Source organism: Agrobacterium sp. CG160-95, from assembly GCF_053521725.1.
In genome coordinates this window covers 24023-50955 of sequence record NZ_JBNWDU010000007.1, presented here as the reverse complement: position 1 = coordinate 50955, position 26933 = coordinate 24023, and the positions used below count along the sequence as shown (strand labels likewise).

The following is a 26933-nucleotide window of genomic DNA, read 5'->3' as shown; positions in this document are numbered from 1 at the left end:
CTCATAACGATCTGATCCAGATTTTTGCCGCTGCCAATTTGACGGCGGCGAGAAAGTTCATGGGGTCTTTGTCGTAACGGGTAGCGATTCCTCTGAACTGTTTGAGTTTGCTGAAGAAACGCTCGACGGGGTTGCGCTGCCGGTAAACCCATTGGCTGAAAAGGAAGCTTTCCTGCCGGTTGCTCTTGGCAGGAATGTTGGCCCATGCCTGCCTTTGCTTTGCAAATGCTCTGATCGCGTTGGTATCGTAGGCCTTGTCCGCCAGCAGGATCGCACCCTTGGAGATTGTCTGTAACAATGGTTCCGCCATGCGGCCATCATGGGCTTGACCGGCTGAGAGTGCGAAACGGATCGGGCGGCCATCGGCATCGACAACGGCGTGGATTTTGGTGGTCAAGCCGCCACGGGAACGTCCCATGCAGCCATCGTCTTGATCCCCCTTTTTCCCGTCGCCGCATGTTGATGAACGCGGACACAGGAGCTGTCGATCATGACGATATCGCCATCGAAGCCTTGGAAATCTCGCCCAGGACATGATCCCAGACACCCGCCTTGCGCCATCGCACAAACCGATTGTAGCAGGTGGTATATGGACCATATCGATCCGGAACATCGGCCCAGGGCGAGCCTGTCCGGAACCGCCACAAGATGCCGTTGATCACCCGCCGGTCGTCAACCCGCGGCACGCCGCGCGGCTTATTCGGCAACAAGGGTTGAATAACAGTCCACTCGAAATCGGTGAGATCAAACCGGCGACGGGTCATCAAAGGCCTCCAAATCAAGGCTTCAGTGAATCAAAATCAAACCGATTTGCAAACCCGGTTTATGAGTGCGCGGCCTAGCTGGAACAATTCCTTTGCAACGTGGTTCGAGGTCCCGTCACAACAGGAGGCTGTTTCATGAAGAAAACCATTCTCTCTCTGGCGTTTATATCCATAGCCGTTAGCGCAGCAGCACAATCTGCAACAGAATCCACCGGGGTCAATTCTGCGCTCGGAGTCGCACCGAAAACCGAGGACTTCGTTCTGGAAGCGTCGGCAAGCGATCTCTTCGAAATCGAGTCGAGCAGGCTTGCGCTAACCAAAGGCGACACCAGCATCAAGGCCTTCGCGCAGCAAATGATCAATGAGCATGAGAAAACCAGCGCGGAACTGAAGGCGCTTATTTCCGGCGGAAAGATACCCGGAAAGCCGGCCGCTGCTCTTACAGATGATCATAAAGAACAAGTCGATGACCTTGCTAAGCTTGACAGCGCACAATTCAGTGAAGGCTACGTTGACGATCAGGTTGATGCCCACGAAGACGCAGTCGATCTCTTCAAGCGCTACGCTGACGGTGGCGATAACGCCGAGCTCAAGGCATGGGCGGCGAAGACTTTGCCGGCGCTCCAGCATCACCTGGAAATGGCTCGCGGCCTCGACAAGTGAACTGAGGACAGGACGAGCGATGATCGAAAACGGTAACTACGACCACCATCCGTCGCTCGGGATCGACGACCGTGTTATCCAGATTTGTTGCCGCATCTAGGAGGCGGCATGCGACTCGGGCTGCCGTAGAAGGAGCTATCCGTGGGGCGGCACTGCAACGATGTGCGCGCCACGAAGGCATGGAACCTCTCCCCGTAGGCAGCAAGCGCGTTGGACGAGTCGTCGGAATAGGCATTTCAGTCGGCTGTTATGGCTGACCTTTACGCCTACGACCTCATCGATCCGGCTGAAGTCAGGCTGCTCTACTTCCTGCACGAAGCCAGGGCATCGGATTTTTTTCGGTCAGATTACAGCACCGTCTGACCTGAACCGCCAAAGCCTTGGATCTCGGCGTGGAGACGACAGATGCAGCGCCAACATGCAGGTTTTTTCACGGAACAATCTGGAGATGTTGAAGTTACCCTTCGTAAGGAGGAGGATCATCCATGATCATCAAAGGCACTCTCATGGGGGCAGCGGCTGCCCTGTCGATGTTATTTTCCAGTGTTGCGGTGGCGCAGACCGACTTGACAATGTGGTATCACGGCGCGGGCAATGTGGAAGAACGCAAAATTCTGACAAGCATCATCGATGACTTCAATTCGTCCCAGGCAGACTGGCGGGTCTCGCTTCAGGAGTTTCCGCAAAATGCATATAACGAATCCGTAACCGCCGCTGCGCTCTCCAACAAACTGCCTGACATTCTCGATGTTGATGGGCCAAATATGCCAAATTGGGCATGGTCCGGTTATCTACAGGCACTCAAGATCGATGAGGCAAAGCTTGCGAATTTCCTTCCTGGCGCGGTGGGAAAGTGGGGGGACAAGCTCTATTCGGTCGGCCTGTGGGACGCCGCCGTTGGGGTATTCGCTCGCAAATCTGTTCTCGATGAAAATGGTATTCGCATTCCAACGCTCGAGCAGCCGTGGACCGGTGAGGAATTCAATGCAGCTCTCGAAAAACTGGCTGCCAGCGGGAAGTTCGAATATGCGATCGATCTAGGCATGGCCGATAAAACCGAATGGTACAGCTACGCTTTTAGCCCTTTTCTGGAAAGCTTCGGCGGCAGCTTGATCGACAAGCATGGTTATCAGACTGCAGAGAACTTTCTCAACGGCGACAGCGCCATCAAGTTCGGAGAATGGTGGCAATCTTTGTTCGAAAAAAAGCTAGCGCCCGGCACATCGCAATCTCCTGCCGATCATGAAATCGGCTTTCTGGAAGGTCGTCATGCCTTGCAATGGATGGGCAACTGGGTTGCGGTGAAGGCGCTGGAGAAGTATGGCGACGACCTCCTCTTCCTTCCTGCACCTGATTTCGGTCAGGGTCCGAAGATCGGTGCTGGCTCCTGGCAGTTTGGCGTATCGGCCACCAGCAAGCACCCGGAAGGTGCGTCCGCCTTCATCGAATTCGCCATTCAGGACAAATATCTCGCGCAGTTCTCGGACGCGGTCGGCCTTATCCCGGCCACCTCTTCGGCTGCCCAGATGACAAAGAACTACAAGCAGGGTGGCCCGCTTGAAGTTTTCTTTGAACTGTCCAAGCGCCAGGGAACGTTACGTCCCGTCACTCCGGCCTACGCTTTCATGTCGCCGGTCTTTGCTAAGGCTCTTTCCGACATTGCCAACGGCGCGGATGTTGCCGACACCCTAGACAGCGCAACCGACGAGATCGATAAAAACGTAGAACGCAATTCCGGTTACAAACCCAAATAGGGGCACGTGACCGATGGCGCTGTTTTCTTCAAAGCGAAAAATAACCCGAGACAATGTTACGGGTTGGTTCATGGCGGCACCCGCGATGATGCTGATCGGGCTGTTCCTGATCATCCCCTTTCTACTGGGGCTCGGTTTTTCCTTTACCAATCAGCGGCTGACTTCTCCCAATTCAACTGAGTTTGTCGGCTTTGAAAACTACACCAGGCTGCTGGGAGTCGGAGTGCTGATGCTGGAGCCTGACAAGAAGGCGGATGGAAGCATCGACCGAGATGCCGATGGCGCCATTTCCTATCCAAGAGTTCGCAATTTCACCCGCAACAATGCCGACTATCCACATCTGGAGGGAATGCGGGAATACAAGAGCTTCACCTGGGACGAGAACCAGGTTGTAATTCTGGCGAGCGACGTCGTATTTTTAACCGCATTAGTCAACACGCTTTCCTTCGTGGTCGTCGTTGCACCGGTCCAGGCGGCGCTGGCGCTTTTTCTTGCCCTGCTGGTGAACCAGAAGCTCCCCGGCGTCACAATTTTCCGCGCGATCTACTTCATGCCGGTCGTGCTGTCGGTGGTGGTGGTGGCGCTTCTTTGGCGGTTCATCTACGCGGCCGACAACGGACTGCTGAACAGCATCTTGAGTTACATGAGTTTCGGCCTGTTCCATCCCATCGACTGGTTGGGCAGAACTGATACTGCCCTGTGGGCCATCCTGGTGATGTCGGTTTGGCAGGGTGTCGGTTTTCACATGGTCATATGGCTTTCGGGACTGCAAACCATTTCCCCTGATCTTTACGAGGCAGCGGAGGTCGAGGGAGCGGGCCCCTGGCAGAAGTTCAGCATGATAACTTGGCCGTTGCTGCGCAATACGGCAGTGCTAATTATCATTGTTATCACCATGCAGGCTTTTGCGCTTTTTGCGCAGATCGACGTGATGACCAAAGGTGGGCCGCGCGATTCTACGCAGAGCATTGTCTACCAAGCGGTAGAGCGAGGATACCGGCAGCAGGACATCGCGGCGGGGTCCGCCATCTCTGTCGTCCTGTTCCTGCTTGTTCTGTGCATTTCTACGATACAACGATATCTGACAAGGGAGAAGCGATGATGCGGACCGGACAACATAGGAACCTCGCTTTTCTCGTCGGCAACTATGTGCTCATGGTCGCCTTCGCGGCTATCTTCATTTTGCCGCTCTTGTTCATGGGGTTTTCATCGCTAAAACCGAACGACCAGTTGTTGGGCGATGCCAATTCGGTACGCGCATTTCTACCGGTGGGAGATCTCTCATTCGAAAACTATTCGTCGGCTTTTGCCCGGGCACCGGTTGCGACGTTCGTATTCAACTCTGTTCTGGTCACGGGAGTTACGGTGTTTCTGGCCTTGCTGTTCAACTCGCTAGCTGCTTTCGCTTTTACCTTTTTGAACTGGCGCGGAAAGAATGTTCTTTTCTCGATCATCCTCGCCACGCTGATTATTCCTTTTGAAACGATTGCCGTGCCGCTGCTGCTGGAAGTCAACCATCTGCCATGGATCGGCAACGATGGACTTAGCTGGGGATGGCTGAATAGCTGGCATGTACAGATCATTCCATGGATCGCGGACGGGCTGACGATTTTCCTGTTCGTGCAATATTTTAAGGATCTGCCGAAGGAATTGCTGGAGGCGGCCCGCATCGACGGGGCCAGCTGGCTGAGGATTTACGCGCAGGTAGTGATGCCGCTCAGCGGCCCTGTCATCGCAACAGCCGCGATACTCAAGTTCCTCGTCATGTACAGCCAGCAGTATCTATGGCCGCTGCTCGTTACCCAATCCGAGACATACAGACCTGTCATGGTAGGCCTGCAATATTTCTTCCAGCTCAACACGCCTTGGGGCGAAGTAATGGCTTATCTCACCATCATCACGCTCCCGGTGCTGATATTCTATCTCTGCCTGCAGCGGTTGTTCATTTCAAGTATCGCGGCGAGCGGAGTAAAGGGGTAGCGCCTGGCCATAAAGATCTTGAGGCGCTGCCCGCTTCGATGGAGATGCTAAGCCGATGTTCGTCCGAGTTCCCGGGACATGTCCGTGCCCCATGGAATGCGCTGGGTGTTGACACAGGGCGAATCACGCAAGACCAAGCGTGTTTGCCAATTTACCGAGTTCATTTTGGAAAGTTTGCGCCCACGCGACGGTATTTGCGGGCAACGTATGGGGGAGGAACGGTGCGCGGAACATGACGAGCGGGCCGCAAGCAGTGCCGCTCAAACAACGCGACTTTCGGCAATCACCGACAGCATTGAGCTGCTTGTCTACGCGATTCCCCTAACCAACTGGGGCGCGGTTTTATCGGTGTTGGAACGGCGCAAGCATGCCTGATGCGATGCAGAGCCCTCGTCGTTCCTGCAAATGAGTTCCCGTCCAGGCAAGCCTCCTCCAGTTGAGCCTTCACGAACCGCTGGCGGGCCGTCGAATTCAGCCAGTCTGCGTATTGCGCTAACCCCATGAACGAAATAAGCTTTATGTCGGGAAATAGCATGGTTTTCGCCAGGTTCTAGGTCAACTTGCAGAAGGAAGCCTTACTATGAAGTTGGAGCAGCGAGAGGGTCCAATGCATAGTCACAGTCCTGCCGCCTCCGGTCAGAGCCAATTAGCCGACATGATCCGACAATACGACTGGGCAAGCACCAGTCTCGGACCGATGTCGTCGTGGCCGTCGCAGTTGAAGTGCGCAGTTGATATCTCTATTCCATCCGGTGCACAAATCGTGTTGTTCTGCGGTGATGACTTTACCGCCATATACAATGATGCATACGCGCCATCTATCGGTACCAAGCATCCTCGTGCGCTTGGGAGGCCGGCGAAGGAAAACTGGGGGGAACTTTGGGACGACCTCGAACCGTTGCTGCTCACGGTTTTCGAGCGCTGTGAGACGGTCGTCGCCAAAGACAGGCCGTTCTACATAGAGCGGCACGGGGCACCGGAAACAGTCTATTTCGACATTTCCTACTCTCCGGTCACCGATGAGCATGGTCATGTGCTCGCCGTGCTGTGCATCGTCAACGAAACGACTGAACGGGTCGGTTATGAGGCGACGCTCAAACGGCTGGCGTCGATCATCTCCTCTTCTGAAGATGCGATCCTTGGCATAGACCTCGACATGACGGTAACCGATTGGAACGCTGGTGCCGAGAAACTTTATGGCTTCGCAGCCGAAGAGATTATAGGCCGGCCGGTAACCCTTCTGGTTCCAGATGATCGCGTCGACGAAGAAGCGAACATCATAGCACGCATCACGGCGGGAGAGCGCATAGACACTCATGAGACCGTCAGGCGGCATAGCAGCGGCCGTCTCGTGGATGTCTCGTTGACGGTGTCGCCTATATATGATGGGAATAGCAGGATTGTCGGGGCTTCGAAAATTGCACGCGACATAACGGCACGAAGGGAAGCAGAGCGTGTTCAGGATATCCTGATTGGTGAGCTGAGCCATCGTGTCAAGAACGTCCTTGCGACGGTCGCCGCGATCGCCCGCCAAACCTTTGCCGGTGTAAAGGACATTGAAGCCGCAAGGTCAGCGTTCGACGCCCGCCTGCAAAGTCTGGCCAAAGCACATGATCTACTCAGACGGGGAAGTTGGGAGGCCGCAAGACTTTGCACAGTCGTTTCCGAGGCGTTGTCCGCCTATCCACCCCAGCAATTCGACATCAGCGGTCCCGAGATCGACATTTCGCCGAAGGCCGTTTCGGCCATGGCACTCATCCTGCACGAACTGGCCACTAATGCTGCAAAGTATGGCGCCTTGAGTGTCAGTACCGGCAAGGTGGCGGTGTCATGGAATATTTCGACCGAAGACTCCCGGTTGACTGTCTGTTGGAAGGAGACCGGCGGGCCACTGGTCGTTCCACCCCGTCGCAATGGCTTCGGGTCCCGTTTGATCCATGCTCTTTCGACCGGCCAGCTCGCGGGCGAGGTAAACTTCAACTATGATATTTACGGCGTCCACTGCATTATCGTTGCGCGGCACGATAGCGAGTGGAACGACCAAGACCATGCATAAGTGCGGTTCTGGCAAGACGGAGACCGAACCTCAGGCCGTACGCGATCTCTTGATGCGGCCGTGTCGGCGCATCAGATCATGTCGTATATGGCATGAATGATACGTGACGGATCATACGGCTTACTAAAAAAACGTCCAACCACCGGAAGTGTGTCATCGCTTATGGCGCGATGACCAGAGGTGATGATAATCTTGACAGGCGGCCACCGATCCCGAACTACGGCTGCAAGCTTCAGTCCGTCCATGCTCCCGGGCATATCAATATCGGTGAACATCAAGCGGATTCCAGGATAGGCGTTAAGAAGAATGATAGCACCATCGGCGTTCGACGCTTCCAACACTTCAAAACCGTGGTCCTCCAGCGCCTGAACAATGTCCATTCGCAAAATAACCTCATCCTCTACGACAAGAACTGTTGCCCCTTTGTCGCTCATGCCAAGGCTCCATCATTTTTACAAGCGACTCATCAGATCCGCCGGAGCGAGGATAACGCCGCAATTGGCATACTGATCCATCGTTTTGATTGTTTTCAAAAACTTCATACGGATCTCTCCGCTCCTGCATTTCTCTTGTGACTAGATTTGAAGCCGTTTCAATGGTCCAGCGGCATGGCATGAAAGGCCAGCCGGAGCGAATGTGATGACAGGTGCCGCGCCGAATACGGAAGCCAGGGCAGAACGAACATATCTTGTGCCGTATCCCTGCCGCTTCGGTTCAACGACCGCCGGTCCACCTGTCTCTATCCAGTTCAGGGAAAAGACAGGAGAGGCTTCCTCCGACATCGACCAGACGACCTCGACACTGCCGTGCTTTTGAGACAGCGCACCATATTTGATCGCATTGGTCGTCAACTCGTGAAGGCAAAGTGCAATCGTCGTTGCAGAGGTGCGGTTGACGTAGATATCGGGACCGCTGGCCTTGATCCGGCTCAGCCCGTCGCCATTATACGGTGCCACGATCATGGCAATCACAGATGACAGGGAAATTTCTTCGTCGCCTGCCTCAAATACTGCCGTATGGACGTTGGACAACGCCTGAAGGCGGCCGGAAAAGTCAGCGGCCAGCTCTTCGACAGTCGATGCGCCACGCCGGGTCATCTGGAAAATCGAGGAGACGCTTGCAAGAATGTTCTTGATACGATGGTTGAGCTCCAGCCGTAGCTCGACCTCTCGCTCAATGGCATCACGCACCTGTTTCTGGCGCAACCGCACGAGAAGGTTTGTCTGAATGCTGTTGACCAGTTCCAATCGCGCGATCGGGCGCGTGTGGAGAATGAGGCGAGCGCTCGGCCAGGCTCGCTCAAGCTGGCTGTGGATTTGCGCCAGAGGGGCGGCCTTCTCAAGCAGGACAAGGATCGGGACTTCCGACCAGTCCGGCTGGGATGCAAGATAATCGCCGATGGTTGCGATGGCGGGCGCGTTCAATGCTTCATGGGTGATGATGACGACGCCGGGGGAAAGCGACAAACTACTGGCCAGCTCATCGTCCGCCTTGCCATGCCTGACAGCCACGTTCTGCTCCTGCAAAAACGCCGCGATGTAGTCGGCGTCCTTGCGAAACGGTGCCAGGATGAGCACCCAGTCAAGCTCATCGTTTTCGCTCGGTGTTTCGTTCATTTCGGATCAGGAAGGGGGTTGTAGGAGACGACACTGACGCTGCCACTTTCGATCAGCAGTTCCTGGATATTGAGGTCATGCGGCCCGTGGCGCTTCTTAACAACGGTAATGTTGCGGCGCAGACGGCCCTCGTGCTCCATGATACGCAGCAATAGCACGGTGTCTCCGAGAAAGCTTACGTCGACGTCAATGCCGACATTTTGACCGATCAGGCCATGTTGAGCGACGATCAACATCGTCAGCACGCCGGAGCGGGCAAGGAATTTCAGAAGCGCCTGAATATCGCGAACCGCCTTTTCCCGATACGGCAGCGAGTTCAGATAGCCGGTGAGACTATCGATCACAACAACGCGGGCGTTATTTTGCGTGACGGCGCCCTGGACAATCTGACCAAATTCGCCGGGCGAGATTTCGTTCGGGTTGAAATCCCGCAGGATAAGCTTGCCATCCTTGTGGAACTGCCTGAGCTGCATTCCCAAACCTTCGGAGCGCCGAAAGAATGTCTCAAGCCGCTCTTCGAACAGGAATAGCGCAACTGTCTCCCCGCGTTCGAGTGCTGCGGTGGCATAAAGCGATGACATGGTTGATTTGCCGGTGCCCGATTGTCCGATGACCAGCGTCGTGGTTCCTGCCTCTTGCCCACCACCAAACATATCGTCAAGTGCTGCAACACCTGATTTGATCAATTCCGGTTTGGTCGCCTCAGATGCTGTATTGGGCATGATGCGGGGAAAGACAACGACGCCCTCGCCTTCCCGGATCGCCATGTCATGGTAGCCATCGGCTACGGGAACACCACGCATCTTCGAGACTTCGACACGGCGGCGCACACCCCCGTATTCCTCCAGCGCCTTATCGAGACGTATGACCCCGTGGGCCAGTCCCTCCACTTCCTCTCCGCTTCGGTCGTAACCGGGCGTCTGGGTATCGAGAAGAAGAGCGACCACATTTCGCTTGGCCAGGAAGGATTTAAAACCGATCAGCTCCCGACGAAACCGCGGGGAGTCACCGGTGATCAGTCGGATTTCCAGGAGTGAATCGTAAACCAGTCGTCGAGGCCTATGCTCTTCGATGGCCGCCTCGATCGCCTTTCGCGTCTCGTCGAGCCGAAGGTCGGCGGTCAAGAATATGCTCTGGTCATCGGCTTCGCTGACGGAGCCGGAGGTGGAGAGTTCCTCGACACGGATGCCATCCAGCGTCCAACCATGTGAAACAGCGATCGCTTCGAGTTCTGCCGCAGTCTGCGAAAGCGTGACGTAGATACAACTTTCTCCCGCCTCCACCCCGGCGCGAAGAAATTGCAGCGCTGCCGTCGTTTTGCCGGATCCGGGTGCGCCTTGCAGCATGTAGAGATTGGATGCAGGCAGGCCCCCACGCAGAATCTCGTTCAGTCCCGTAATGCCCGTGCTGACAACTGCTGGAGCTTTGCGTTTCGGCATATCTCATCTTCCAAGTTTGTTAGCGTATTCCGCGGCGGAGCGCGCGCATCATCATCGTCGAAAGATGCCTCACTGTTATATTTCGGATTTTCGAAACATCAATAACGGGCTGTGGGGAGCGCTCCGTGATTTGCCATTGGAAACACCTTACCCGGTGTCCATGAAACTGGCAGCAGGCTATTCTACGCTAGGCGCTGACCATGCCACATCATTTTGTCGGCTGAGACCGTACCGAGAGTTTATTTCCGTCCGGATCGCGAAGATATGCGACGAACGCTCCATTCTGACGCTCTGCGGGTTGGCTCTCGATGGCCGGGCCGCCATGGAAGATACCGGTGCTGAGTTTCACCAGGATTTGACCCTTATTTCCATTTCGCGTTAGCCCACCCAGATCCGATGCAGTGACTTGTTCGACAATAATTTTATCCCGCATAACTGGATCACGGCGAAACGGAAAAATGGATCAAATTCGCACGAAAACTGACAGGTGTATCAATGCGATGACCAACCTTGCCGTCCGACAGGCATTGCAACCCCTTGGCCAAGGCTTCGACTGCAAAGTTCTATTTTCAGCGTCCATCAGTTTCTGCTTTTCCCTATCCATGCGCTCGCTGTCTGCAAGCGAGCGTTCGGCTTCGCTCTGGGCTTCCAGACGCAATTTTTCACCAGCATTGGAGCGGTAGATTTCCATTGCCGATGCCATACTGCCGAGTTCATGCAGGCGGTCTGCGCCTGGAACAGCAGCCTTGATCTGACCCTCTGCCACAGCGATCCCGCGAGGCCGGTCATCAAGCGTTAGCTGGGGTGACTAATCGAGGCAATACGCCGATGCTGTAGTTTTGTCGGGCCGACAACGGAACGGATGATCTGTAGCGGGGTTATTTTCGGACAGGAACACGCAGTGGGTCATAAGTGCTCGCGCTGCTTACCAAGGAGATCAACATGAACCTTCCGCAGAACACGGTCGTTGCCGTTGCCGATGGCGAAAAGCTTAGCCTTTTTCGGAACGATGGCGATGCGGCGACCGTAAATCTGACAGCTTTGCCTGATCCGGCGATCGATAGCTCGAAGATTTCTTCCGGCGGTCGACACTCCAGTAGCTCCGCTAATCCCGACGACAGTCAGCAAGACGAAGACGGGTTTGGCGCGGGTGTTACGGATATGCTGAACAAGCAGGTGCTTGATGGCAAGATCAAAAGCCTGGTGATTATCGCGGCACCGCGCACGCTGGGTGAGATGCGCAAGGGCTACCACAAGTCGTTGTCGGACGTTCTCATTGGAGAACTCGATAAAGATCTGACTGGCCATTCTGTTCAGGATATCGAGAAAGCACTCACTATCGCTTAAATCCTGCATAAACGGCGTGATCGGCCCCGCCATCCCCGGCGGGGTTTTTGCTTGGCTTTCGCTGGGAATGAAGAGAGTCGGCAAAAATGTAGTGTTGCCAGCTTTTGCTAAACTGTGACTGACAGGAACGACGCCACCGCTTTTGCCTGCGTCTGGTTTGAGGAGATGGCGGAACTGATCTAAATAGCCGGTACGGAGGCGCAAAGCTGAAGTCACTTCTGGAGATGGCCCTACGTGGAAAAGAAAGTGGCGTGCATTCCGACTGGGGGGGCGACAATACAATCGCGGAAATAGGTCTTAGGCAGGGAACAAACCTGACGAAATTTCCGTTTCTCGTCATAATTATTTCTTCGGAGGCGGGGCATGAAACTCAAGCTGGCTCTAAGCGTGATTCTGGGCGTTACCTTCACGGCAGCAGTCGCGGAAGCGCGGACTCAATTGCATCTTTATGGTACCGTTCCGGTGACAGGGGATCGCGTACTTGAGATCGCCTATCGGGCAGCACTCGACAGATGCAGTTTCGAATCTTACCCATCATACGACCGCGTCGGTTTCTATGGAGGCGCTTATGGCTCTCCCGAGATGCGCAGTTGCATGTACCGTACGGGATTCATCTTGGAAAATGGTGAGCCTCTCGCATACCCCGTGAGGAAGGCGAAGTACCTGTTAAGGTAACAAGACGCCAAAATATGTAAGATTGAAGCGTCTGACAGTCACCGTTTCAATCACGATGAGCTTCATACGTTACGGCCCCGGTTCCTCATCAAAGAGGAGCCATTTTGGTTTGCTCAGTGACTCGCGTATTGAAATCCGGCTTCCGAATATCGACTTTCAGGATAACCTGGAGGTCGAAATGATCTACATTGTCATCGCGCTATGCGCGCTCGTCACAACATTCTTTGCTTGCCGGTATTATGCCACCAAGATTCTGCTTGTCGAACACGATATCGACAAAGCTATCGCACGGAAATTTGAGTCGAGTGGGAAGGCTATTGAGCTCCGGAAACTTCGAGAAGAAAACGCAGTGATGCGAAACCTTTTGCTCGACCTTCTGGAAAACGAAGTGGCTTTTCCGGTGCAGCAGGCAACGGTATCAGTCGACGACTTATTCAGGATGAAAGCAACCAAGATCCAAAGGTATCGCGAGATACTGGCCGAAACCCGGCATGTCTTGCAGCAGCGTGAGGCCAGTCGCGTTTCCGGGCTCTCCAGCTCACTGAAGAGTACCGAGCGCAGGATGTAAGATCAACACACGCTCAGCGAAAAATTGCAAGAAGCCGAGCAACGGGGATGACGGAAAAGCCGACGGCAACCCTTCTTGCAGCAGAGCGTCTCCTGTTGGCCGATACTGTTGAAAAACTCTTTCGATGATCTAGCCGGGCGAATGTTGCGGCAGTTTCGCCATCCGGGGCCCGCTCATCGTCGTCTTGCAATCGTAATGATCTCGGGGCTCTTCTCCGTAAAAGGTCCTGACCGGAAGTCGCCGTACCGCTGCTCTATGGCAAACCCATGCTTAGCCAGGAGCGCCGCAAGCTCGTCCGCGTGATGGAAGCGCAAGGTACTTTCACTGCTCAAAGGCAGGCTTGGATGGTCGCCGGAGAAGTCGTGCCTGAAGGATATCGTGCGTCCGTCGAACTCTGACGTGACGGTCGTGACGATCTTCACCAAGCTATGATCGTTCAAATAGACCAAGGCAGGACGCTCAGGTGTCCATTGTTGCCACGGGCGAGTTAAGGGATTTCGACTCTCAAAAGCAAAAAGTCCACCGTCAGCCAGGCTGTCTCGTATGTCTGAGAGGAATTGACCCACAGCCTTATCGGCATTGATGGCTTGGAAGGCATGGCCAGTCATGACAGCCAGCTCGAACTTGCTGTTCCATTCAGGCTGGGGAAGCGTGCCTAGTACCCAATCGATATTCGGTAAAGCCCGAGCACGAGATAGGACTCCTACGCCTGGGTCGATCCCACACAGGTCGCCGAGGTGCCCAGCCTCTCTGGCCTCGTGTAGAAGTGAGCCTGTTCCACATCCTATATCAAGCACTGAACCTGCGTTCATGATGATGGGAAGGTAGAAGTCGAAATCGTCGCGAGTTGAGCGTGGATGCCAAGCATCATATATCTCTGACAGAAAGAGGTCGTTATAAAAGCGGTCACTACTCAAGCGGGCCTCCGAATGTCAGATTAACTGGTGTAACATACGCACCGGACCAGCCTTCACAACGATCCAGTTCAACCGCCACTCTATTTGTCGGACCAGGCGTTGTCGGCACCCGGACGCCGTGATTCAATCGTTGCATTGATTTGCGGAGGATTGAGTCATGATGGGATGCCAGACAGCTCCAGCGCAGCTTTTCTACGACTTCTGCCTTGATGATCACGTTCCGGCAGACCACCTGCTGCGCGGGATTGACCACCATCTCGAACTCGACAGTGTCCGGGCACAATTGAAACCTTTCTACAGCGCCACCGGTCGCCCCTCCATTGATCCCGAGCTCATGATGCGAATGCTGATCATCGGCTATTCCATGGGTATCCGCTCGGAACGCCGACTGTGCGAGGAGGTCCATCTTAATCTCGCCTATCGCTGGTTCTGCCGCCTTGGTCTGGACGGAAAGGTCCCGGATCATTCCAGCTTCTCGAAGAACCGCCACGGCCGGTTCCGGCAAAGCGATATCCTGCGGCACATGTTCGAGACGGTAGTGGAACGCTGCCTCGCTCAAGGGTTGGTTCGCGCGGAAGGATTTGCAGTCGATGCCAGCCTTATTGCTGCGGATGCCAACAAGCAGCGTTCGGTCCCAGGAGCTGAGTGGAAGCAAAGGAAGACGCTGGCCGCTCGGTCCAGGAGTATCTGGCTGTTCTCGATGATGCCGCTTTCGGTGCTGCGTCGCCCATTACACCGAAGTTCATCTCCCCGTCTGATCCGGCCGCCCAATGGACCGGTGCTCACAAAGGCCATGCCTTCTTCGCCTACGCCACCAATTACCTGATCGACAACGATCATGGTGTCATTGTCGATGTGGAGGCGACGCGTGCGATCCGCCAGGCAGAAGTCGGAGCATCCCGCACAATGCTCGAAAGGACCGAGAACCGCTTCGGCTTGAAGCCGGACTATCTGGCTGCTGACAGCGCTTACGGTTCCGCCGACAACTTGGCATGGCTGGTCAAGGACAAGAAAATTGCGCCGCACATTCCGGCCTTTGATAAGTCGAAGAGGACGGATGGCACCTTCTCCCGCTCGGACTTCTCATGGGAAGGCGAAAATGACCGCTACATCTGCCCGGCAGGTAAGGAGTTGAAGCAGTTCCATCGAACCTATGCGACGCCTCGATCAGGGATCACGGCGGCGGGCACACGGCTTTACCGCGCCAGCAAGAAAGATTGTGATCGCTGCGAACTGAAGTCTCGCTGCTGCCCGAGTATGCCGATGCGCAAAGTGCCGCGCGATCTCAACGAAGATGCCCGTGATGTCGCCCGAGCGATTGCTACGACACCTGACTACGTGCAGTCACGGCATCGCCGAAAAAAGGTCGAGATGCTTTTTGCACACCTCAAGCGCATCCTGTGGATGGCGCGATTGAGACTTCGAGGACCGTGCGGCGCACGCGATGAATTCCTGCTTGCAGCAACCGCACAAAACCTCGGGAGGCTGGCCAAACTCAGGCCACCACACATCGCCATTGCCGCCTGAGGGCGGCGTTAATCGACACCTCGCGCTGTGACGCGAGGCGTTATCGCATATCTGCTCCGTCTGAAGACCTGAAAGGGCGGATGAGCCGCCAATCCAGCGAGTTTTTCAACGAAATCCGCCCGAAGGAGACATTGAGATGCGGAACCGGTCGGCCCGCATCCCATAATCGCTGAATGCGTCTCACCAACTCTTTTGCACAAGTTCGCCTGATGGAGCGCAAGCGTAGAACCCTGCTGTCGGTCCATATGCGTGCGTCGTTGCTAGAGCGAATGCGGGGCGTGCGCCATCTTCAGGTGAGTGCCCCGGTCCGTTGCCTGTCATATCAGTCGATGTCAGGCCGGGGTCTACCGCATTCACTTTGATCCCTTCCCGATCAAGCTCCTTCGCAAGCTTGACGGTCAACATGTTCAGTGCAGTCTTTGAGGCGCAGTATCCGCCAAAACCGACCGTCCATGTTTCGCTCCGCATGTCCAAGGCATCCGTCAACGAACTGAGGCCGCTGCTCATCATTACGATCCGGGCCGCCTTCGATTTGCGCAACAACGGCAAGAAGGCTTGAGTGACGCGCATCACCCCGAAAACGTTGGTGTTGAACATTTGCTGAATCTCGTCAATTGACTCCTTGGCAAGAGAGGGAGGCGAACCAAACATGAGCCCGGCGTTGTTGACCAAAACGTCGAGATGCCCGACTTCACTCTCGATAGTTTTGGCGGCACTGGACGCGCTCGCCTCGTCCGTAACATCGAGTTGCACTGCACGGGCGTCAACCCCGTTTTCTCTCAGTTCGAAAGCTGCCATCTCACCCCGTGACATATCTCGGCACCCCAGCCAGACCGTGTGTCCGGCTGCGCCAAGCTGCCGTGCGATGGCGAGGCCAATACCCTTGTTTGCTCCTGTGACGAGTGCAGTGGGCGGTGTGTGGGTCATGATGACGTCCCTGATCATTTCGATGTCAGAGACATACTACGATATTCGTAATATTCAACCTTCGTATTTTGCGATCTGTTGGGTAATCCTCAGAAATTCGGTTTGGTCAACGGTATCAAGCGCCCGTAGCATCGCTTTGCAGGAGGCTCGATATCCATCGATATAGCCTGCGACCACTTGCTGCCCCTTGTCCGTGATCGTCAAAGCCACCGACCTGCGGTTTGCCTCTGGCCGCTGCCGTTCAATCATCTCCCGACGGACCAGCCGGTCGGCCGAAGACGACATTGTCGTCAGCGCGACCTGAAGATGCCGAGCTACATCCCCCAGATTACACTCGGGATGCTCATCAATGAAAAGGAGCGCCTGAATGTCGAGGGGGTTAAGCGAGTTTTGCATAACGGCCGCTGCCTCCGCGACCTTGAAACGACGGGTAAAGCGCTCAAAGGCGGTAGCAAGTTTTTCGATTTGTTCGGGTGTAGGTTCTGTCATTCCTGGTATTAAGCATTTCTGCTCGGAGGACGTAAGCCATATACCTTAGAACAGGCATTCCTTGAATTTATGCGATGACCGCTTTTGGCGCGAAGCGGAAGACCGCAGTTGGCCCGTAGTGGTCATTGAGCTTGGTAATATACAGGTATCGATTTACGATGCGCCCGCTGCTCTGGAGCCGTTTTTGGTAGACCTCCATTCGGTCATGGACTTTTTCCGCGACTTTCTGCGACGGTATATTTTCGGGGCTTATTATGCTGACCACCCTGCCCAGGCCAAGGGTGTTCAGCGCATGGCCCCGACAAGCTGTCGCAGCCTCAGTAGCAAAGCCATTCCCCTAGAAGCCACGCCACAGATGATACCCAATTTCCGGTTCGGTGCCTTCAGGGGTCTCTTGGAGAGTAATCCCACAGTCGCCGATGACCTGTCCAGAAGAAGGGTCAACTACTGCCCAAAGGCCGAAGCCGTGCTTGAGGTAGCTGTCGAATGAAAGCTCCTGAAACCAAGTCCGGATTTCCGATGACGACTTGGTGCTTGGATAGAATTTCATGCATTCATGGTCGGCGTAAATCTTGCTCAACGCGTCTAGGTCTTGTTTCTCGACTTCCCTAAGAAGCAGTCGGTTAGTCCTCATAATAGTTGGCACGCAAACCTCTCATCTCGCCCGTCGGACACTCTGCCAAAAGGTTGACTCTTGTGCCATTGCCCCTTGACCTCAACTCTAGTTGAGGTTGTACGAATTTTAAGGCGGTCGCGGCCCATCGAACGCGACCACGTCAAAGGAGGGCGTCTTGGTCACATATTTTCGCTACTCAAAACCCAAATATTCCGTCAGAACACGCCTGGTTGGAGCCGTATTGTTGCAGTTACTTGGCACCGGATTGTTAGCGTTCATCTTTTGCCATCTGGACACGCTTACGGCGAAGCCAACGATAACTCTCGGTCAGTTGTTGCCATGCTTGGTTGGGGGCGTCGCTGGGTTTCATTCTGTGGCTTTTCGTCGGCCAGCAACAGACGGCCAGCTTAGCCTTGTCGCAACATCGTTCTTGGCATTTGGAACCTTTTATTGGCTGGCGTCCTATTCATTGCCTGATCTTTTGCTAGCAAGATTGATATCGGGATTTGGACTGGGCGTGGTTGTTGCAAGAGCCTTCCGGCGTGGCTTTCTTGAAAATCCGGTAGTTCCCCGCGTCCGATAGATTCCCGACCGCACTTGGTGCTTTGCATTAGGGCAGTACCCCGCCCGAATCGGACATCAGGTCAGCTTGCATTCCTATCTTTCAGCCAAAGCCCGAATTCCTGAACGACTGCGACAACTTTACCCAGACGGCGTCCTTCTTCGGTGAGCGCATACTCCACCTTTACGGGAACTGTTGGGTAAACGGTTCTGGCAATCAAGCTGGCGTCCTCCAATGCACGGAGGTCTAGGCTCAGCATCCTTTGAGAAATGCCCGGTATGAGCCTCCTGAGTTCGTTGAACCGTTTTGGACCATCGATGAGATAGGATGCAATTAGCAAACGCCATCTTCCGCCCAGCAGATGCATTGCGAGCTCAACGGAACAACCGGTGACGGTGTCTTTCAAATTCGCACCTCCTGAAAACCGGTATAATTTATGTACCTAGATGACATTATTTTGCGTTCTTACATTTCTCTACCGCGTCAACTAAGTGGATTTTGGTCCTCGTGCAACATGCCGCGAGGTACTGAAATCCAGGAGACGATTAATGAAACTCTACTACATGCCCGCCGCTTGCTCGCTCTCACCACACATCGTTGCCAACGAACTGGAGTTGGATATCGAATTTGTCAGGGTGAACTTCAAAGATCATAAGACTGAAGGGGGCCAAGATTATTACGACATCAATCCCAATGGCTACATTCCGGCCCTGGACGTGGGGAACGGCGCGATGCTTTTCGAGGGGCCAGCCATCGTCCAATACATGGCCGATCTGAAGCCTCAATCGGGCCTCGCTCCCGCCAACGGCACTTTCGAGCGTTACAAGCTGCAGGAGATGCTGAGTTTCCTATCGACCGAAATCCACAAGGGCTTCATTCCACTTCTTTATGCGAAACAGGCGGGTGCATATCTCGAAACAGCAACGCCGAAGCTGGAAAAGCGCTACGTATGGATCGACAATTTGCTGGCATCGCAGCGTTTTTTGATGGGCGAGAATTTCACGGTCGCCGATGCATATCTGTTCGCTCTCACAAGCTGGGGACAAGCGTCATGGCTGAAGTCATACTATGGTGCAGATATCCATTTCGACGATCTTCTCAACCTTAGAGGCTGGTATGAACGCGTAAAAGAACGGGATGCGGTGAAGCAGTCCATACTTGAAGAAGGCTTATCGCTGAGCTGAGTTCATCATTCTTTCCAGCACGCTATATGTCCGCAATTGGCGCTTCCGCGCCAAGTCGGCCGTTGGCCCATAGCAGATGTTGACAGAGGTGTTTTGCCACACTGTACTGGCTGCCATCGCAGATGAATGCAGCCACAAGGTTAGCCAGATGCAAATTAGGAATGCCTCGAAAGAGGATGCGCTCCGGTGCGTGGAGCTTGTCGAAGCAAGACGTAAAGAATACGAGAACTACGAGCCGCGCTTTTGGAAAAAAGCCGCTAACTCAGCTGCTTCGACTCTTTCATGGTTTGAAAAACTGTTCTCTGATGAGCACAACGTGTCTCTTGTCGCCGTTGAGAACACACTGATCATCGGTTTTCTTATCGCGCGAGAGTTTCCAACTCCGCAAGTATACGATCCGGGTGGGGCGACCGCTTTGATCGATGACTTCTGCGTTGCTGCTAAAGATCGTTGGCACGATGCGGGTGCAGCATTGTTGCAGCGCGCAAAATCGGAGCTAAATCGGCGGGGGTTCGCACAAGTTGTGGTAGTTGGCGCTCAACGGGATGCCGCCAAAACTGCGTTATTGAGCCAAGCCAACCTTTCATTAGCTTCGACATGGTGGACATCAGAAGTGTAGCATTTCCCGAAATTGCGGGCATTCCTTAACTCAACGGCACCCAGCCATAAGTTGGACTCTCCGTTGCCGGAACGGCCGCTTCTGGTGCACTCTCGCCAAACTGGCCGCCGCCCCGAGCGGCCTCAAACCTCATCTTTTAAAGAACAGGCTCGAAAACACAGTTGACCACGCCAACGTTTGCCACGAACTTGCAAAGCTCAGACATGGATGGAGTTATGTGATGGTGCGGTCGGTCATCGAGTTGCGGAACGTCGCCGGCACTGAGGCAGCGATGGGTTGGGCTGGCGGACATACGGTGGTCATCGATCGGCCGGAAGGCAAGGCCGGGGGATTGGGTCTCGGTTTCAATGGCGGCCAAATGCTCGCTCTAGCAATAGGAGGCTGCTACTGTAATGACCTACGCTATGTCGCCCATGAACGTGGCGTGAAAATCGAACAAATTGCCGTAACAGTGACACTTGACCTAGAGGGTGTACCGCTGGTCGCCACCAAAGCCGTGCTATCTGTAAAGTGCGAGACATCGGACGGCTCCGATCCGAAAGCCTTGATCGATCATGCGTGGTCGGTGTGCACAGTCGCCAACTCCCTCAATCGCGGGATCCCGACGATAATACAGGTCGCATGACCGTTTTTGGCGCTTTTCAGCCTTTTCGCGGTACCTGCTACAGATTGAGTTGAGGCCGAAACATCTTCGCTGTCGTCCTACGGTCAATCGTCCCCACTAGACTTTGAGTCCGTCTCGGATGGCGTGGGCAAGATGTGAGGCACCGCTGCGAGAATGACCAAGACGATCGCGGTCGATAAGACGGCCGTTACCTCCATTCCCAGGCCGGCCATTACACCAATCGCGGCTGTCGCCCAGATACTGGCCGCTGTGGTGAGCCCTTCTACCTCCCGCTGCGCCGAGCGGATTATGATAGCACCCGCGCCGAGGAAGCCTATTCCTTGAACGACACCCTGCAGTACCCGTGACAGATCGCCGATCTGCATGCCGCTCTGCAGTGGACCTAAAACGAAAAGTGCAGCACCTACGGCAACCAACATGTGAGTCCGCAAGCCAGCACTTCTGCCCTTGCTCTCGCGTTCGAACCCGAGAACCCCACCGAGTACCGCCGCGATCACAAGGCGCACAGTGATGCGAGTTATGGCCGACGCGTCTGGAACATCAGAGAATTCTTTGACTAACGTCCCCCAAACTTCGTCTCCCACGGTCGCATCCTTATGTCGTTCGCAAATTTGGCATGTAAACGAGGTGCCATACAAACGCTGCGTTGGCAACTTCACTGCCGCCATCGTCACCCGTGAGGGTAACTTTGGTGCCGATAGGGGGAATAACAGCCGTCTCGCACCGTCAATTGCCGCGGGATGTCTTCCCCCAACCGTCCAGCGGAGCGATTGCTCGTGCGAGCGCAAGCAGCAAGCACCGGGATGTAAAGCCATGTCTGCATTTAGGTACGGGCAAACACGGTGTCTGTGACTGGAATGAAGGCGCGAAGCGGAAGACGACCTTCGGCCCGGAGAGGAAGTCGAGCTCGGTCCTGAACGTCCATTGACAACTGACCCTGTTTGGAGTGGCAAATAATCGCTACTTTATGGGCTCAATTTGGAAAGCGTCCGATAAGATGGAACAATCGCAATACAGCACCGCGTCCCGTTTGCCGACAGTAGAAGAGTACCTGCATCTTCGTTCTGTCGCCGGGCTAAGTGCGTTTTCGCCAGAGGCTGCCCGGTTAGGGCTAACGGGTACGGTTTACTCGGTCGTTGTCATGCATCGAGGCGCGGCAATCGGGATGGGGCGATTGATCGGCGATGGAGGCTGCTTTTTCCAGGTTGTCGACATCGCTGTTCATCCCGACCATCAGGGACGAGGACTGGGGAAAACCATCATGCAGACAATCATGTCGTATGTCTCGCGAAAGCTGCCCGTCTCGGCCTATGTCAGTCTGATCGCCGACGTTCCGGCGAACAAACTCTACGAAAAATTTGGCTTCAAAGAAACTGCTCCGCGATCGCTGGGAATGGCATATCGGGTTACTTCGGCTGAACCTTGAAACGAGCTTGCAAGACGGCCGCAATTGGCGCAAAGCGGAAGACGGCAGTCGGCCCTGAGCGGACGACCATCAATGAATAGTCGCCATCGGTGCGAACACGCGGGTAAGGAAATCGCGGAGAATGGGAGTGACCTGATCGCGGGGAAGCCGATGACCGCCATCAAGCGCGTGAAAACGTACAGGGACCCCCGACCTTGCAAGAGCCTCGGAAAATCGTTCAGCCTGATCGACCGATGCACGATCATCATATTTGCCGTGGAGAAGTAGGGTTTCTGATCGGATGCTATGAGCATGATAGAGTGCGGATCTATCCAGGAAGGCCTCGTCTGAGATACCTGCTTCGTTTCGGATAGCCTCTTGCAGGCCTCGTGCACTTGTCTTGTAGGCGTCTCTCAAGTCATAGACGCCTCCCGTCAGTATGATCGCTTTGAGATCGGCCACCTTGGTTGCCACCATGGCAGAGGCGACAGCCCCACGGCTGTTGCCATAAAGTACGATACGCTCTGGATCGACCGATGGCTGCCGCTTGAGGAAATCCAACGCCGCGACAATCGCTTTCTGTGTCGACGGTCCGCAGAAATCCGCTGGTCCGTCCGATGTGCCGAAACCAGGCTGCGATACGGCGGCCGCTGTTATGCCGAGGCGCGAGGAGAACCGTACGAGCGATCCATCTTCGACCGCTTCCTGTCCACCTAAAAGAAGTCCTCCCTGATTACCGTGAACGAACAGTATCGCTCCGTTTCGTCGATCCGAAGCACGCGCCTGGAATAGCTGAACACGAGCGCCATCGCCCCGATCTATGGTGTGTTCTGTTACCTCAGCCATGGCGGTCACCCCGTTGCAACTGCGGGTGAGGATACGGCGGGATGTCCTACCGTCAAGGTCCCCAAATGGCGCTTCTGCGACATGACAGCCTTGGGCCGATTGCGAACATTACGAGATGGCGAGCCCGGCGCTAGGCGATTTTGAGAGCGTCAAGGTCACCATTACTCAGAGATGCTAAATTGGCTTCAATCTTCTCGATTGGCCAGTCCCACCAAGCAATATGAAGCAGGACATCTATCACCTCAGCGGGATAACGCATTCTAATCACGGTAGCGGGATTGCCGCCAACCACGGCGTAAGGCGGGATATCGCGAGCAACGACCGAGGCTGCGGCCACGATAGCACCCGCGCCAATGCGCACACCAGGCATGATAGCCGCGTTGTGGCCGATCCAAACGTCATGACCGACGACCGTGTCTTTGACCGGCAGTTCCTTGTAGCCAAACGTCTCGGGCTTGAAGATTCGAAATGGATATGTTGTGAAACCAGTCATCGGATGATTGGCCGAACTGGTTATGAAGTAGCAACCCTTAGCAATCTGTACAAATTTGCCGATCAGCAGCCGCTCGCGACATGTGTGACCGAGATAAGGGGCAAGTATATGAGCTGTCTCTTCTGGGGTTCCAGAATGCGTGAAGTAGCTGTATTCGCCGACCTCGATACGAGGATGGTCGACGACGTTCTTTAGATACACCGTGTCAGAATAAACCCTGCCGTCAGGCAGGGTGATAGGATGGATTGCGTCGGGATCGAGGAGCGACATGGTAAACCTTTTACTGCCCATTCCGACGCTACACGAGGTCGGGCGCGTTGAGTAGGCTAGATTGACGTGATCGGAATGACGATATCCCTTCCAAGCCACGGAAGCCACCGTGCCGCCTTTATCGCTGCCATGAATGGTTTTTATAATGGCTTGGCGAGTGTTTGTGCGCCAATGACCGCTTCTGGCGCACAGGTGACGTGTTACGCCGCTGCGAAGCGTTGCCTGCTTTCAGGCGCGTCCCATGATGGCCTCTGTGACCGACACGAAGGCGCTTTGCCGACTGGCCGGAGCCGACCCCATTATCGCCGTTCACTATGCGGGCTGACTTCCCGGAAGCAATCATCGCGGGGGGGCCTTAGCTGTAAAGGTAGCGACGCATGCAATAGAGCAGCGTTGCCATTTCCGCGTTCTCGCGCAAGTCGATCGCGCGCCTGAAGAGGAACCGATGGGTCGCCTAGTCGACGCCATTAGTTAGCTCGCATTCAAAGGTGAACCGATGCGTCTGTGAGGATCGGCTGGTTTAGCGAACGGAAGCTTCCGTGAACTGAATGCGGGCCGAACGACCGATTGAAGCCGCTTTGCCAGCTTGCCAGACCCGATCCCATTCTGGCCGTTTGGCGCCAGAACGCCAACGCCCAAAAGCCGCCGCGAGCAACTAATCCAAAAGCTTGCCTTGCGCTCCGTCCTTATACCGCGCTCGCAGCTTCCCCAAGATCTCGTGTGAGAAACATGACGGTCGCCAAATCGGACGTTCCTCTGGGAAACTCTCTCCCAGATCGTGCCACTCGAAACGAGCATCGGCGGTCGTGCCCTGGAAAGTGGCCTCAGTATTGGCCGAGAGGGCAGGAGCACTGTCGGGAATTAATATCCTCTGCCTCATGGTCGTGGTTTGCTCTGGGCCGGCGGTGAGCCGAACTTGCGGGAATAGGCGCGGGAAAATGCGGCGGCGCTGCCGAAGCCGACCCCGGTGGCGACCGATTTGACACTTCGTCCGGCGCGCAGTTCTGCTCGTCCAAGCGCCAGGCGCCAGCCATTGAGGTAGGCGATAGGCGACTGGGCAACGGTTTGCGTGAAGGTGGAAATGAATTGTCCGCGCGACATATCCGCTATGGCGGCAAGGTCCGCAATCCGCCAATTTCGCGCCGGATTGTCATGTATGGCCACAAGGCTGGGATGCAGTGCGGGGTGCGCCAGACCCGCCAGTAATCCCGCATCGACCGTGCCGATCGCTATTGCCTTGCGGATCGCGAGCACGACGATGATCTCGCATAGACGCGCCTCGATAGTACCGCCACCACAGCGGGCGACCTCGACCTCGGCCACCATCAGTTGACACAAACCGCGCAATTCCGGTTCGTTAGCCAGTGAAAGGCACAATTCGTCTGGCAGTGCACCGACCAACGGATTGGCACTACCGCCAAAATCCACTGTGGCGCCAGCGCATATAGCTGCGCCATCCGGCAGCGACGCCGTGGATCTGGCGCGATAAAGCAGATGGGTCGGTTCACCTGCGCCATGGACATTGATGATCAGGAGGTTAGCGGCTTCAGCACAATCGCAACGTGATGCGCCAGGATGAAAGGCTTTCAGGAAAGCCGTCAACCGATCATGTTTTCGCCCGGAATCTGAACTTTCAGTCATGTATTTCCTCCCTTTCCTGATCGCAAATCTTGTATCCTCCTTGAGCGAAGCACGCCAGCACGTCTAAACAGACAAGAGACAGCATGACACAGGATTCTGCAGCCAAATTTGACGCCTCCCGCGCAGGGGAATACGCACGACAGAGCAGGATAGCGCTGGCCGGATATGACGCCTGCCACGAGCTTTCCGCCTGCATGCTGTCTGCAGCTCTGGGCGAAGGAACGTCGGCACGGGTGCTGGTTGTCGGGGCTGGCGGTACGGCGGGCGAAATCATCGCCGCCGCTCGGCTGGAACCGCAATGGTCCTTTGTCGCCGTCGATCCTTCAGCACCGATGCTCAACCTTGCACGCGATCATCTGGTCAGGGCCGAAGTGTCTGACCGGGTGGAGACCGTCCTCGGAACCGTCTCCGATCTGGATAGAGCTCCATCGTTTGACGCTGCAATCATGATCGGCGTGCTGCACCATTTGCCAGGGAACGCCGCAAAGCAGGATGTTCTGGCGCAGATTGCAATGCGGCTGTATCCTGACGCGCCCCTGATTGTGGCGGGGAATTATCGGGCGTATGCCTCTCAGCCCCTGCTCATGGCAGCCTGGGCAGCACGCTGGCGTATGAACGGCGCCGGGCCTGAAGAGGTCCAGGCCAAAATGGGCAAGATTCTGCAGGGTGCGGAGCCACCCCGATCGGAAGACGAGGTCATTTCGTTGCTGGAGGGCGTTGGTTTCAACGAACCGCTTCGGTTTTTTGCAAGCCTGTTTTGGGGAGCATGGCTTGCCCGACACGTGGGGAACGCTAAGTGAGCGCCATAATCTGCTCGATTTGCAGACAGTTTGGATCAAAGAGACAAGTTCACTCTAAGCCATCCGGTATTGGCAAATTGTCAGCCCGAACCCCGATGGCTCAACGTAACGCCGGGGCGAAAAACGCCGTATGAGCACACTCGCGCAGCTAGAGGATAGCTTTCAGGCATTCGAAGCGACAACGCGAGCGACTTGAACGAAGGCGTATATCCGGAAAAGGCCGATGCGCCGAAATACACGGTCCCGCTCGGCTCGGTGCCCTTGGCTCATATGATAAAAATCGGCGAGGCTGCATGCAACCTCGCCGTATCTGGCGGTTGACTTGCGCGTTCTATTTACGCGTAAAATTCGGGAGCCTTCTTGAAGTTCGCCCAGGCGTCAGGGTCATGGCCGGTGACGACTGTTGCATCATGCTTTTCGGCATAGGTGCGGAGCTTCTGAACAGAACGGACCGTGTCAACGGTCGAGGCAAGGAAGCCAGGCAAAGCCTTCTCTTCCCAGTGGTCCAGTGTGTAGGCAGCATCGATCGTCAGGAGAAGCGGTTTGCTGTTTGGCAGGCGCACCAGGAAGGACTGGTGGCCTGGCGCATGACCGGGCGTGAAGATCGTGGTGAGCGTGCCGTCGCCGTAAACGTCGTAATAATCGTCCTGCGTACCGTTGAGGAACTGCCATTTCAGACCCGGCTTGTCGAAGTCCTTGCGGATATAGCCGCCGCCAGCAAACCAGTCGGGCGTAAAGGCATATTCGTATTCAGAGCGCTGCACGATGTGGGTTGCGTTGGGGAAGCGACCGATGGCGCCGGTATGATCGAGATGCAGGTGCGACTGCACAACATATTTGACATCGGCCGGATCGAAACCAAGCGCCTTGATCTGGTCAACGCAGCCCTGGTCCTTGTCCAGTACTGGCCAATAGACATCGCAGATGCCGCCCCAATGGCCACGCGGATCTGTTGCAACTTCAATCGCGTTGCCGCCGTCGATCACGGTGTGCCCGGCCGGATGGGTAATCAGGAAAAACGGAACGGGGATCTCATAGTCCGCACCGTTCCCCTGGTTCATCTTGATGTTGTGTACCTTGCATTTCAGCGTACCCGACTGAAGCATGTAAAGTCTGATATCGGTCACTCGTTTTCCTCCCTTGGGACTGA

Annotated in this window: 26 protein-coding genes and 5 pseudogenes; 15 read left to right on the top strand and 16 right to left on the bottom strand. The window is 55.3% G+C overall.

Features of this window, described 5'->3' with window-relative positions; genetic code table 11:
- Window position 1: 1 nt before the first annotated feature.
- Window positions 2-764 (bottom strand): annotated as a pseudogene (locus ACQZ63_RS21640) (IS5 family transposase).
- Window positions 765-899: 135 nt separating this feature from the next.
- Here ACQZ63_RS21640 and ACQZ63_RS21635 point away from each other — a divergent pair.
- The 6 genes and pseudogenes from ACQZ63_RS21635 (at window position 900) to ACQZ63_RS21610 (ending at window position 7217) form a co-directional block, all read left to right on the top strand.
- Window positions 900-1427 carry a DUF4142 domain-containing protein gene (locus ACQZ63_RS21635; RefSeq protein WP_127966687.1) on the top strand — a complete coding sequence of 176 codons (528 nt, stop codon included), beginning with the start codon at window positions 900-902 and terminating at the stop codon, window positions 1425-1427.
- A gap of 485 nt (window positions 1428-1912) precedes the next feature.
- Window positions 1913-3181 (top strand): sugar ABC transporter substrate-binding protein, encoded by a 1269-nt coding sequence (locus ACQZ63_RS21630; protein WP_173998541.1) that lies wholly within the window; start codon window positions 1913-1915, stop codon window positions 3179-3181.
- A gap of 13 nt (window positions 3182-3194) precedes the next feature.
- The gene (locus ACQZ63_RS21625; RefSeq protein WP_173998543.1) at window positions 3195-4283 is read left to right on the top strand and encodes a carbohydrate ABC transporter permease; all 1089 of its coding nucleotides are present in this window, start codon (window positions 3195-3197) and stop codon (window positions 4281-4283) included.
- Window positions 4284-4336: 53 nt separating this feature from the next.
- The gene (locus tag ACQZ63_RS21620) at window positions 4337-5161 is read left to right on the top strand and encodes a carbohydrate ABC transporter permease (RefSeq protein WP_236771500.1); all 825 of its coding nucleotides are present in this window, start codon (window positions 4337-4339) and stop codon (window positions 5159-5161) included.
- Between the two features lie 34 nt (window positions 5162-5195).
- Window positions 5196-5338 (top strand): annotated as a pseudogene (locus ACQZ63_RS21615) (LysR family transcriptional regulator); the annotation flags it as partial.
- 430 nt (window positions 5339-5768) lie between these two features.
- Window positions 5769-7217, top strand: coding sequence for a sensor histidine kinase (locus ACQZ63_RS21610; RefSeq protein ID WP_173998545.1), 1449 nt, complete (start codon window positions 5769-5771; stop codon window positions 7215-7217).
- 71 nt (window positions 7218-7288) lie between these two features.
- Here the strand turns inward: ACQZ63_RS21610 and ACQZ63_RS21605 are convergent, their stop codons facing one another.
- The 5 genes and pseudogenes from ACQZ63_RS21605 to ACQZ63_RS21585 form a co-directional block, all read right to left on the bottom strand.
- Window positions 7289-7651 (bottom strand): response regulator, encoded by a 363-nt coding sequence (locus tag ACQZ63_RS21605; RefSeq protein ID WP_173998548.1) that lies wholly within the window; start codon window positions 7649-7651, stop codon window positions 7289-7291.
- 141 nt (window positions 7652-7792) lie between these two features.
- Window positions 7793-8833 (bottom strand): sensor histidine kinase, encoded by a 1041-nt coding sequence (locus ACQZ63_RS21600; protein ID WP_127966681.1) that lies wholly within the window; start codon window positions 8831-8833, stop codon window positions 7793-7795.
- Entirely contained in the window at window positions 8830-10272 is a 1443-nt protein-coding gene (locus ACQZ63_RS21595) for an ATPase domain-containing protein (protein WP_127966680.1), read from the bottom strand. Before ACQZ63_RS21595 ends, ACQZ63_RS21600 begins: the two co-directional genes overlap by 4 nt.
- 208 nt (window positions 10273-10480) lie before the next feature.
- Window positions 10481-10606 (bottom strand): annotated as a pseudogene (locus tag ACQZ63_RS21590) (VOC family protein); the annotation flags it as partial.
- A 129-nt stretch (window positions 10607-10735) separates the two neighbouring features.
- The gene (locus ACQZ63_RS21585; RefSeq protein ID WP_127966679.1) at window positions 10736-10963 is read right to left on the bottom strand and encodes a hypothetical protein; all 228 of its coding nucleotides are present in this window, start codon (window positions 10961-10963) and stop codon (window positions 10736-10738) included.
- A gap of 251 nt (window positions 10964-11214) precedes the next feature.
- Between ACQZ63_RS21585 and ACQZ63_RS21580 the strand changes: the two genes are divergently transcribed.
- The 3 genes from ACQZ63_RS21580 to ACQZ63_RS21570 all read left to right on the top strand — a co-directional run bounded on the left by ACQZ63_RS21580 (window position 11215) and on the right by ACQZ63_RS21570 (window position 12862).
- A complete protein-coding gene (locus tag ACQZ63_RS21580; RefSeq protein WP_173998554.1) occupies window positions 11215-11619 on the top strand; it encodes a host attachment family protein in 405 nt (134 codons plus the stop codon).
- 363 nt (window positions 11620-11982) lie between these two features.
- Window positions 11983-12294, top strand: coding sequence for a hypothetical protein (locus ACQZ63_RS21575; protein WP_173998556.1), 312 nt, complete (start codon window positions 11983-11985; stop codon window positions 12292-12294).
- A 178-nt stretch (window positions 12295-12472) separates the two neighbouring features.
- Window positions 12473-12862 carry a hypothetical protein gene (locus ACQZ63_RS21570; RefSeq protein ID WP_236776506.1) on the top strand — a complete coding sequence of 130 codons (390 nt, stop codon included), beginning with the start codon at window positions 12473-12475 and terminating at the stop codon, window positions 12860-12862.
- Between the two features lie 173 nt (window positions 12863-13035).
- Here ACQZ63_RS21570 and ACQZ63_RS21565 read toward each other — a convergent pair whose 3' ends face one another.
- On the bottom strand, window positions 13036-13779 hold the full coding sequence (locus ACQZ63_RS21565; RefSeq protein ID WP_173998558.1) for a class I SAM-dependent methyltransferase: 744 nt from the start codon (window positions 13777-13779) through the stop codon (window positions 13036-13038).
- 157 nt (window positions 13780-13936) lie between these two features.
- Between ACQZ63_RS21565 and ACQZ63_RS21560 the strand changes: the two are divergent.
- Window positions 13937-15306, top strand: a pseudogene (locus ACQZ63_RS21560) (IS1182 family transposase).
- 180 nt (window positions 15307-15486) lie between these two features.
- Here the strand turns inward: ACQZ63_RS21560 and ACQZ63_RS21555 are convergent.
- The 4 genes and pseudogenes from ACQZ63_RS21555 to ACQZ63_RS21540 form a co-directional block, all read right to left on the bottom strand.
- A complete protein-coding gene (locus ACQZ63_RS21555) occupies window positions 15487-16233 on the bottom strand; it encodes an SDR family oxidoreductase (RefSeq protein ID WP_076846174.1) in 747 nt (248 codons plus the stop codon).
- A 54-nt stretch (window positions 16234-16287) separates the two neighbouring features.
- Window positions 16288-16722, bottom strand: coding sequence for a MarR family winged helix-turn-helix transcriptional regulator (locus ACQZ63_RS21550; protein ID WP_010974414.1), 435 nt, complete (start codon window positions 16720-16722; stop codon window positions 16288-16290).
- A gap of 67 nt (window positions 16723-16789) precedes the next feature.
- A pseudogene (locus tag ACQZ63_RS21545) lies at window positions 16790-17356 on the bottom strand (GNAT family N-acetyltransferase).
- A 626-nt stretch (window positions 17357-17982) separates the two neighbouring features.
- Window positions 17983-18306 carry a winged helix-turn-helix transcriptional regulator gene (locus ACQZ63_RS21540; RefSeq protein WP_003517287.1) on the bottom strand — a complete coding sequence of 108 codons (324 nt, stop codon included), beginning with the start codon at window positions 18304-18306 and terminating at the stop codon, window positions 17983-17985.
- 142 nt (window positions 18307-18448) lie between these two features.
- On the opposite strand from ACQZ63_RS21540, the gene ACQZ63_RS21535 reads away from it, so the two are divergent.
- The 3 genes from ACQZ63_RS21535 to ACQZ63_RS21525 all read left to right on the top strand — a co-directional run bounded on the left by ACQZ63_RS21535 (window position 18449) and on the right by ACQZ63_RS21525 (window position 20328).
- Window positions 18449-19084, top strand: a complete 636-nt coding sequence (locus ACQZ63_RS21535; RefSeq protein WP_448799399.1) for a glutathione binding-like protein — start codon at window positions 18449-18451, stop codon at window positions 19082-19084.
- 190 nt (window positions 19085-19274) lie between these two features.
- On the top strand, window positions 19275-19703 hold the full coding sequence (locus tag ACQZ63_RS21530) for a GNAT family N-acetyltransferase (RefSeq protein ID WP_336510319.1): 429 nt from the start codon (window positions 19275-19277) through the stop codon (window positions 19701-19703).
- Between the two features lie 220 nt (window positions 19704-19923).
- Window positions 19924-20328, top strand: coding sequence for an OsmC family protein (locus tag ACQZ63_RS21525; RefSeq protein WP_003517291.1), 405 nt, complete (start codon window positions 19924-19926; stop codon window positions 20326-20328).
- A gap of 83 nt (window positions 20329-20411) precedes the next feature.
- Here ACQZ63_RS21525 and ACQZ63_RS21520 read toward each other — a convergent pair whose 3' ends face one another.
- Entirely contained in the window at window positions 20412-20996 is a 585-nt protein-coding gene (locus ACQZ63_RS21520; RefSeq protein WP_003517293.1) for an MgtC/SapB family protein, read from the bottom strand.
- A gap of 329 nt (window positions 20997-21325) precedes the next feature.
- Here ACQZ63_RS21520 and ACQZ63_RS21515 point away from each other — a divergent pair, with 329 nt between their 5' ends.
- A complete protein-coding gene (locus tag ACQZ63_RS21515; RefSeq protein WP_026330850.1) occupies window positions 21326-21754 on the top strand; it encodes a GNAT family N-acetyltransferase in 429 nt (142 codons plus the stop codon).
- A gap of 69 nt (window positions 21755-21823) precedes the next feature.
- Here the strand turns inward: ACQZ63_RS21515 and ACQZ63_RS21510 are convergent, their stop codons facing one another.
- The 3 genes from ACQZ63_RS21510 to ACQZ63_RS21500 form a co-directional block, all read right to left on the bottom strand.
- Complete coding sequence (locus tag ACQZ63_RS21510; protein WP_003517297.1) at window positions 21824-22579, bottom strand: alpha/beta hydrolase family protein; 756 nt, start codon at window positions 22577-22579, stop codon at window positions 21824-21826.
- A 130-nt stretch (window positions 22580-22709) separates the two neighbouring features.
- Window positions 22710-23342: a CatB-related O-acetyltransferase gene (locus tag ACQZ63_RS21505; RefSeq protein ID WP_035201498.1), complete on the bottom strand. Its 633-nt coding sequence runs from the start codon at window positions 23340-23342 to the stop codon at window positions 22710-22712.
- Window positions 23343-24218: 876 nt separating this feature from the next.
- A complete protein-coding gene (locus ACQZ63_RS21500; protein WP_173998598.1) occupies window positions 24219-24983 on the bottom strand; it encodes an AraC family transcriptional regulator in 765 nt (254 codons plus the stop codon).
- A gap of 83 nt (window positions 24984-25066) precedes the next feature.
- Between ACQZ63_RS21500 and ACQZ63_RS21495 the strand changes: the two genes are divergently transcribed.
- Window positions 25067-25783, top strand: a complete 717-nt coding sequence (locus ACQZ63_RS21495) for a class I SAM-dependent methyltransferase (protein ID WP_060642117.1) — start codon at window positions 25067-25069, stop codon at window positions 25781-25783.
- A gap of 335 nt (window positions 25784-26118) precedes the next feature.
- Here ACQZ63_RS21495 and attM read toward each other — a convergent pair whose 3' ends face one another.
- Window positions 26119-26910, bottom strand: coding sequence for an AttM family quorum-quenching N-acyl homoserine lactonase (attM, locus tag ACQZ63_RS21490; RefSeq protein WP_003517310.1), 792 nt, complete (start codon window positions 26908-26910; stop codon window positions 26119-26121).
- Window positions 26911-26933 lie beyond the last annotated feature (23 nt).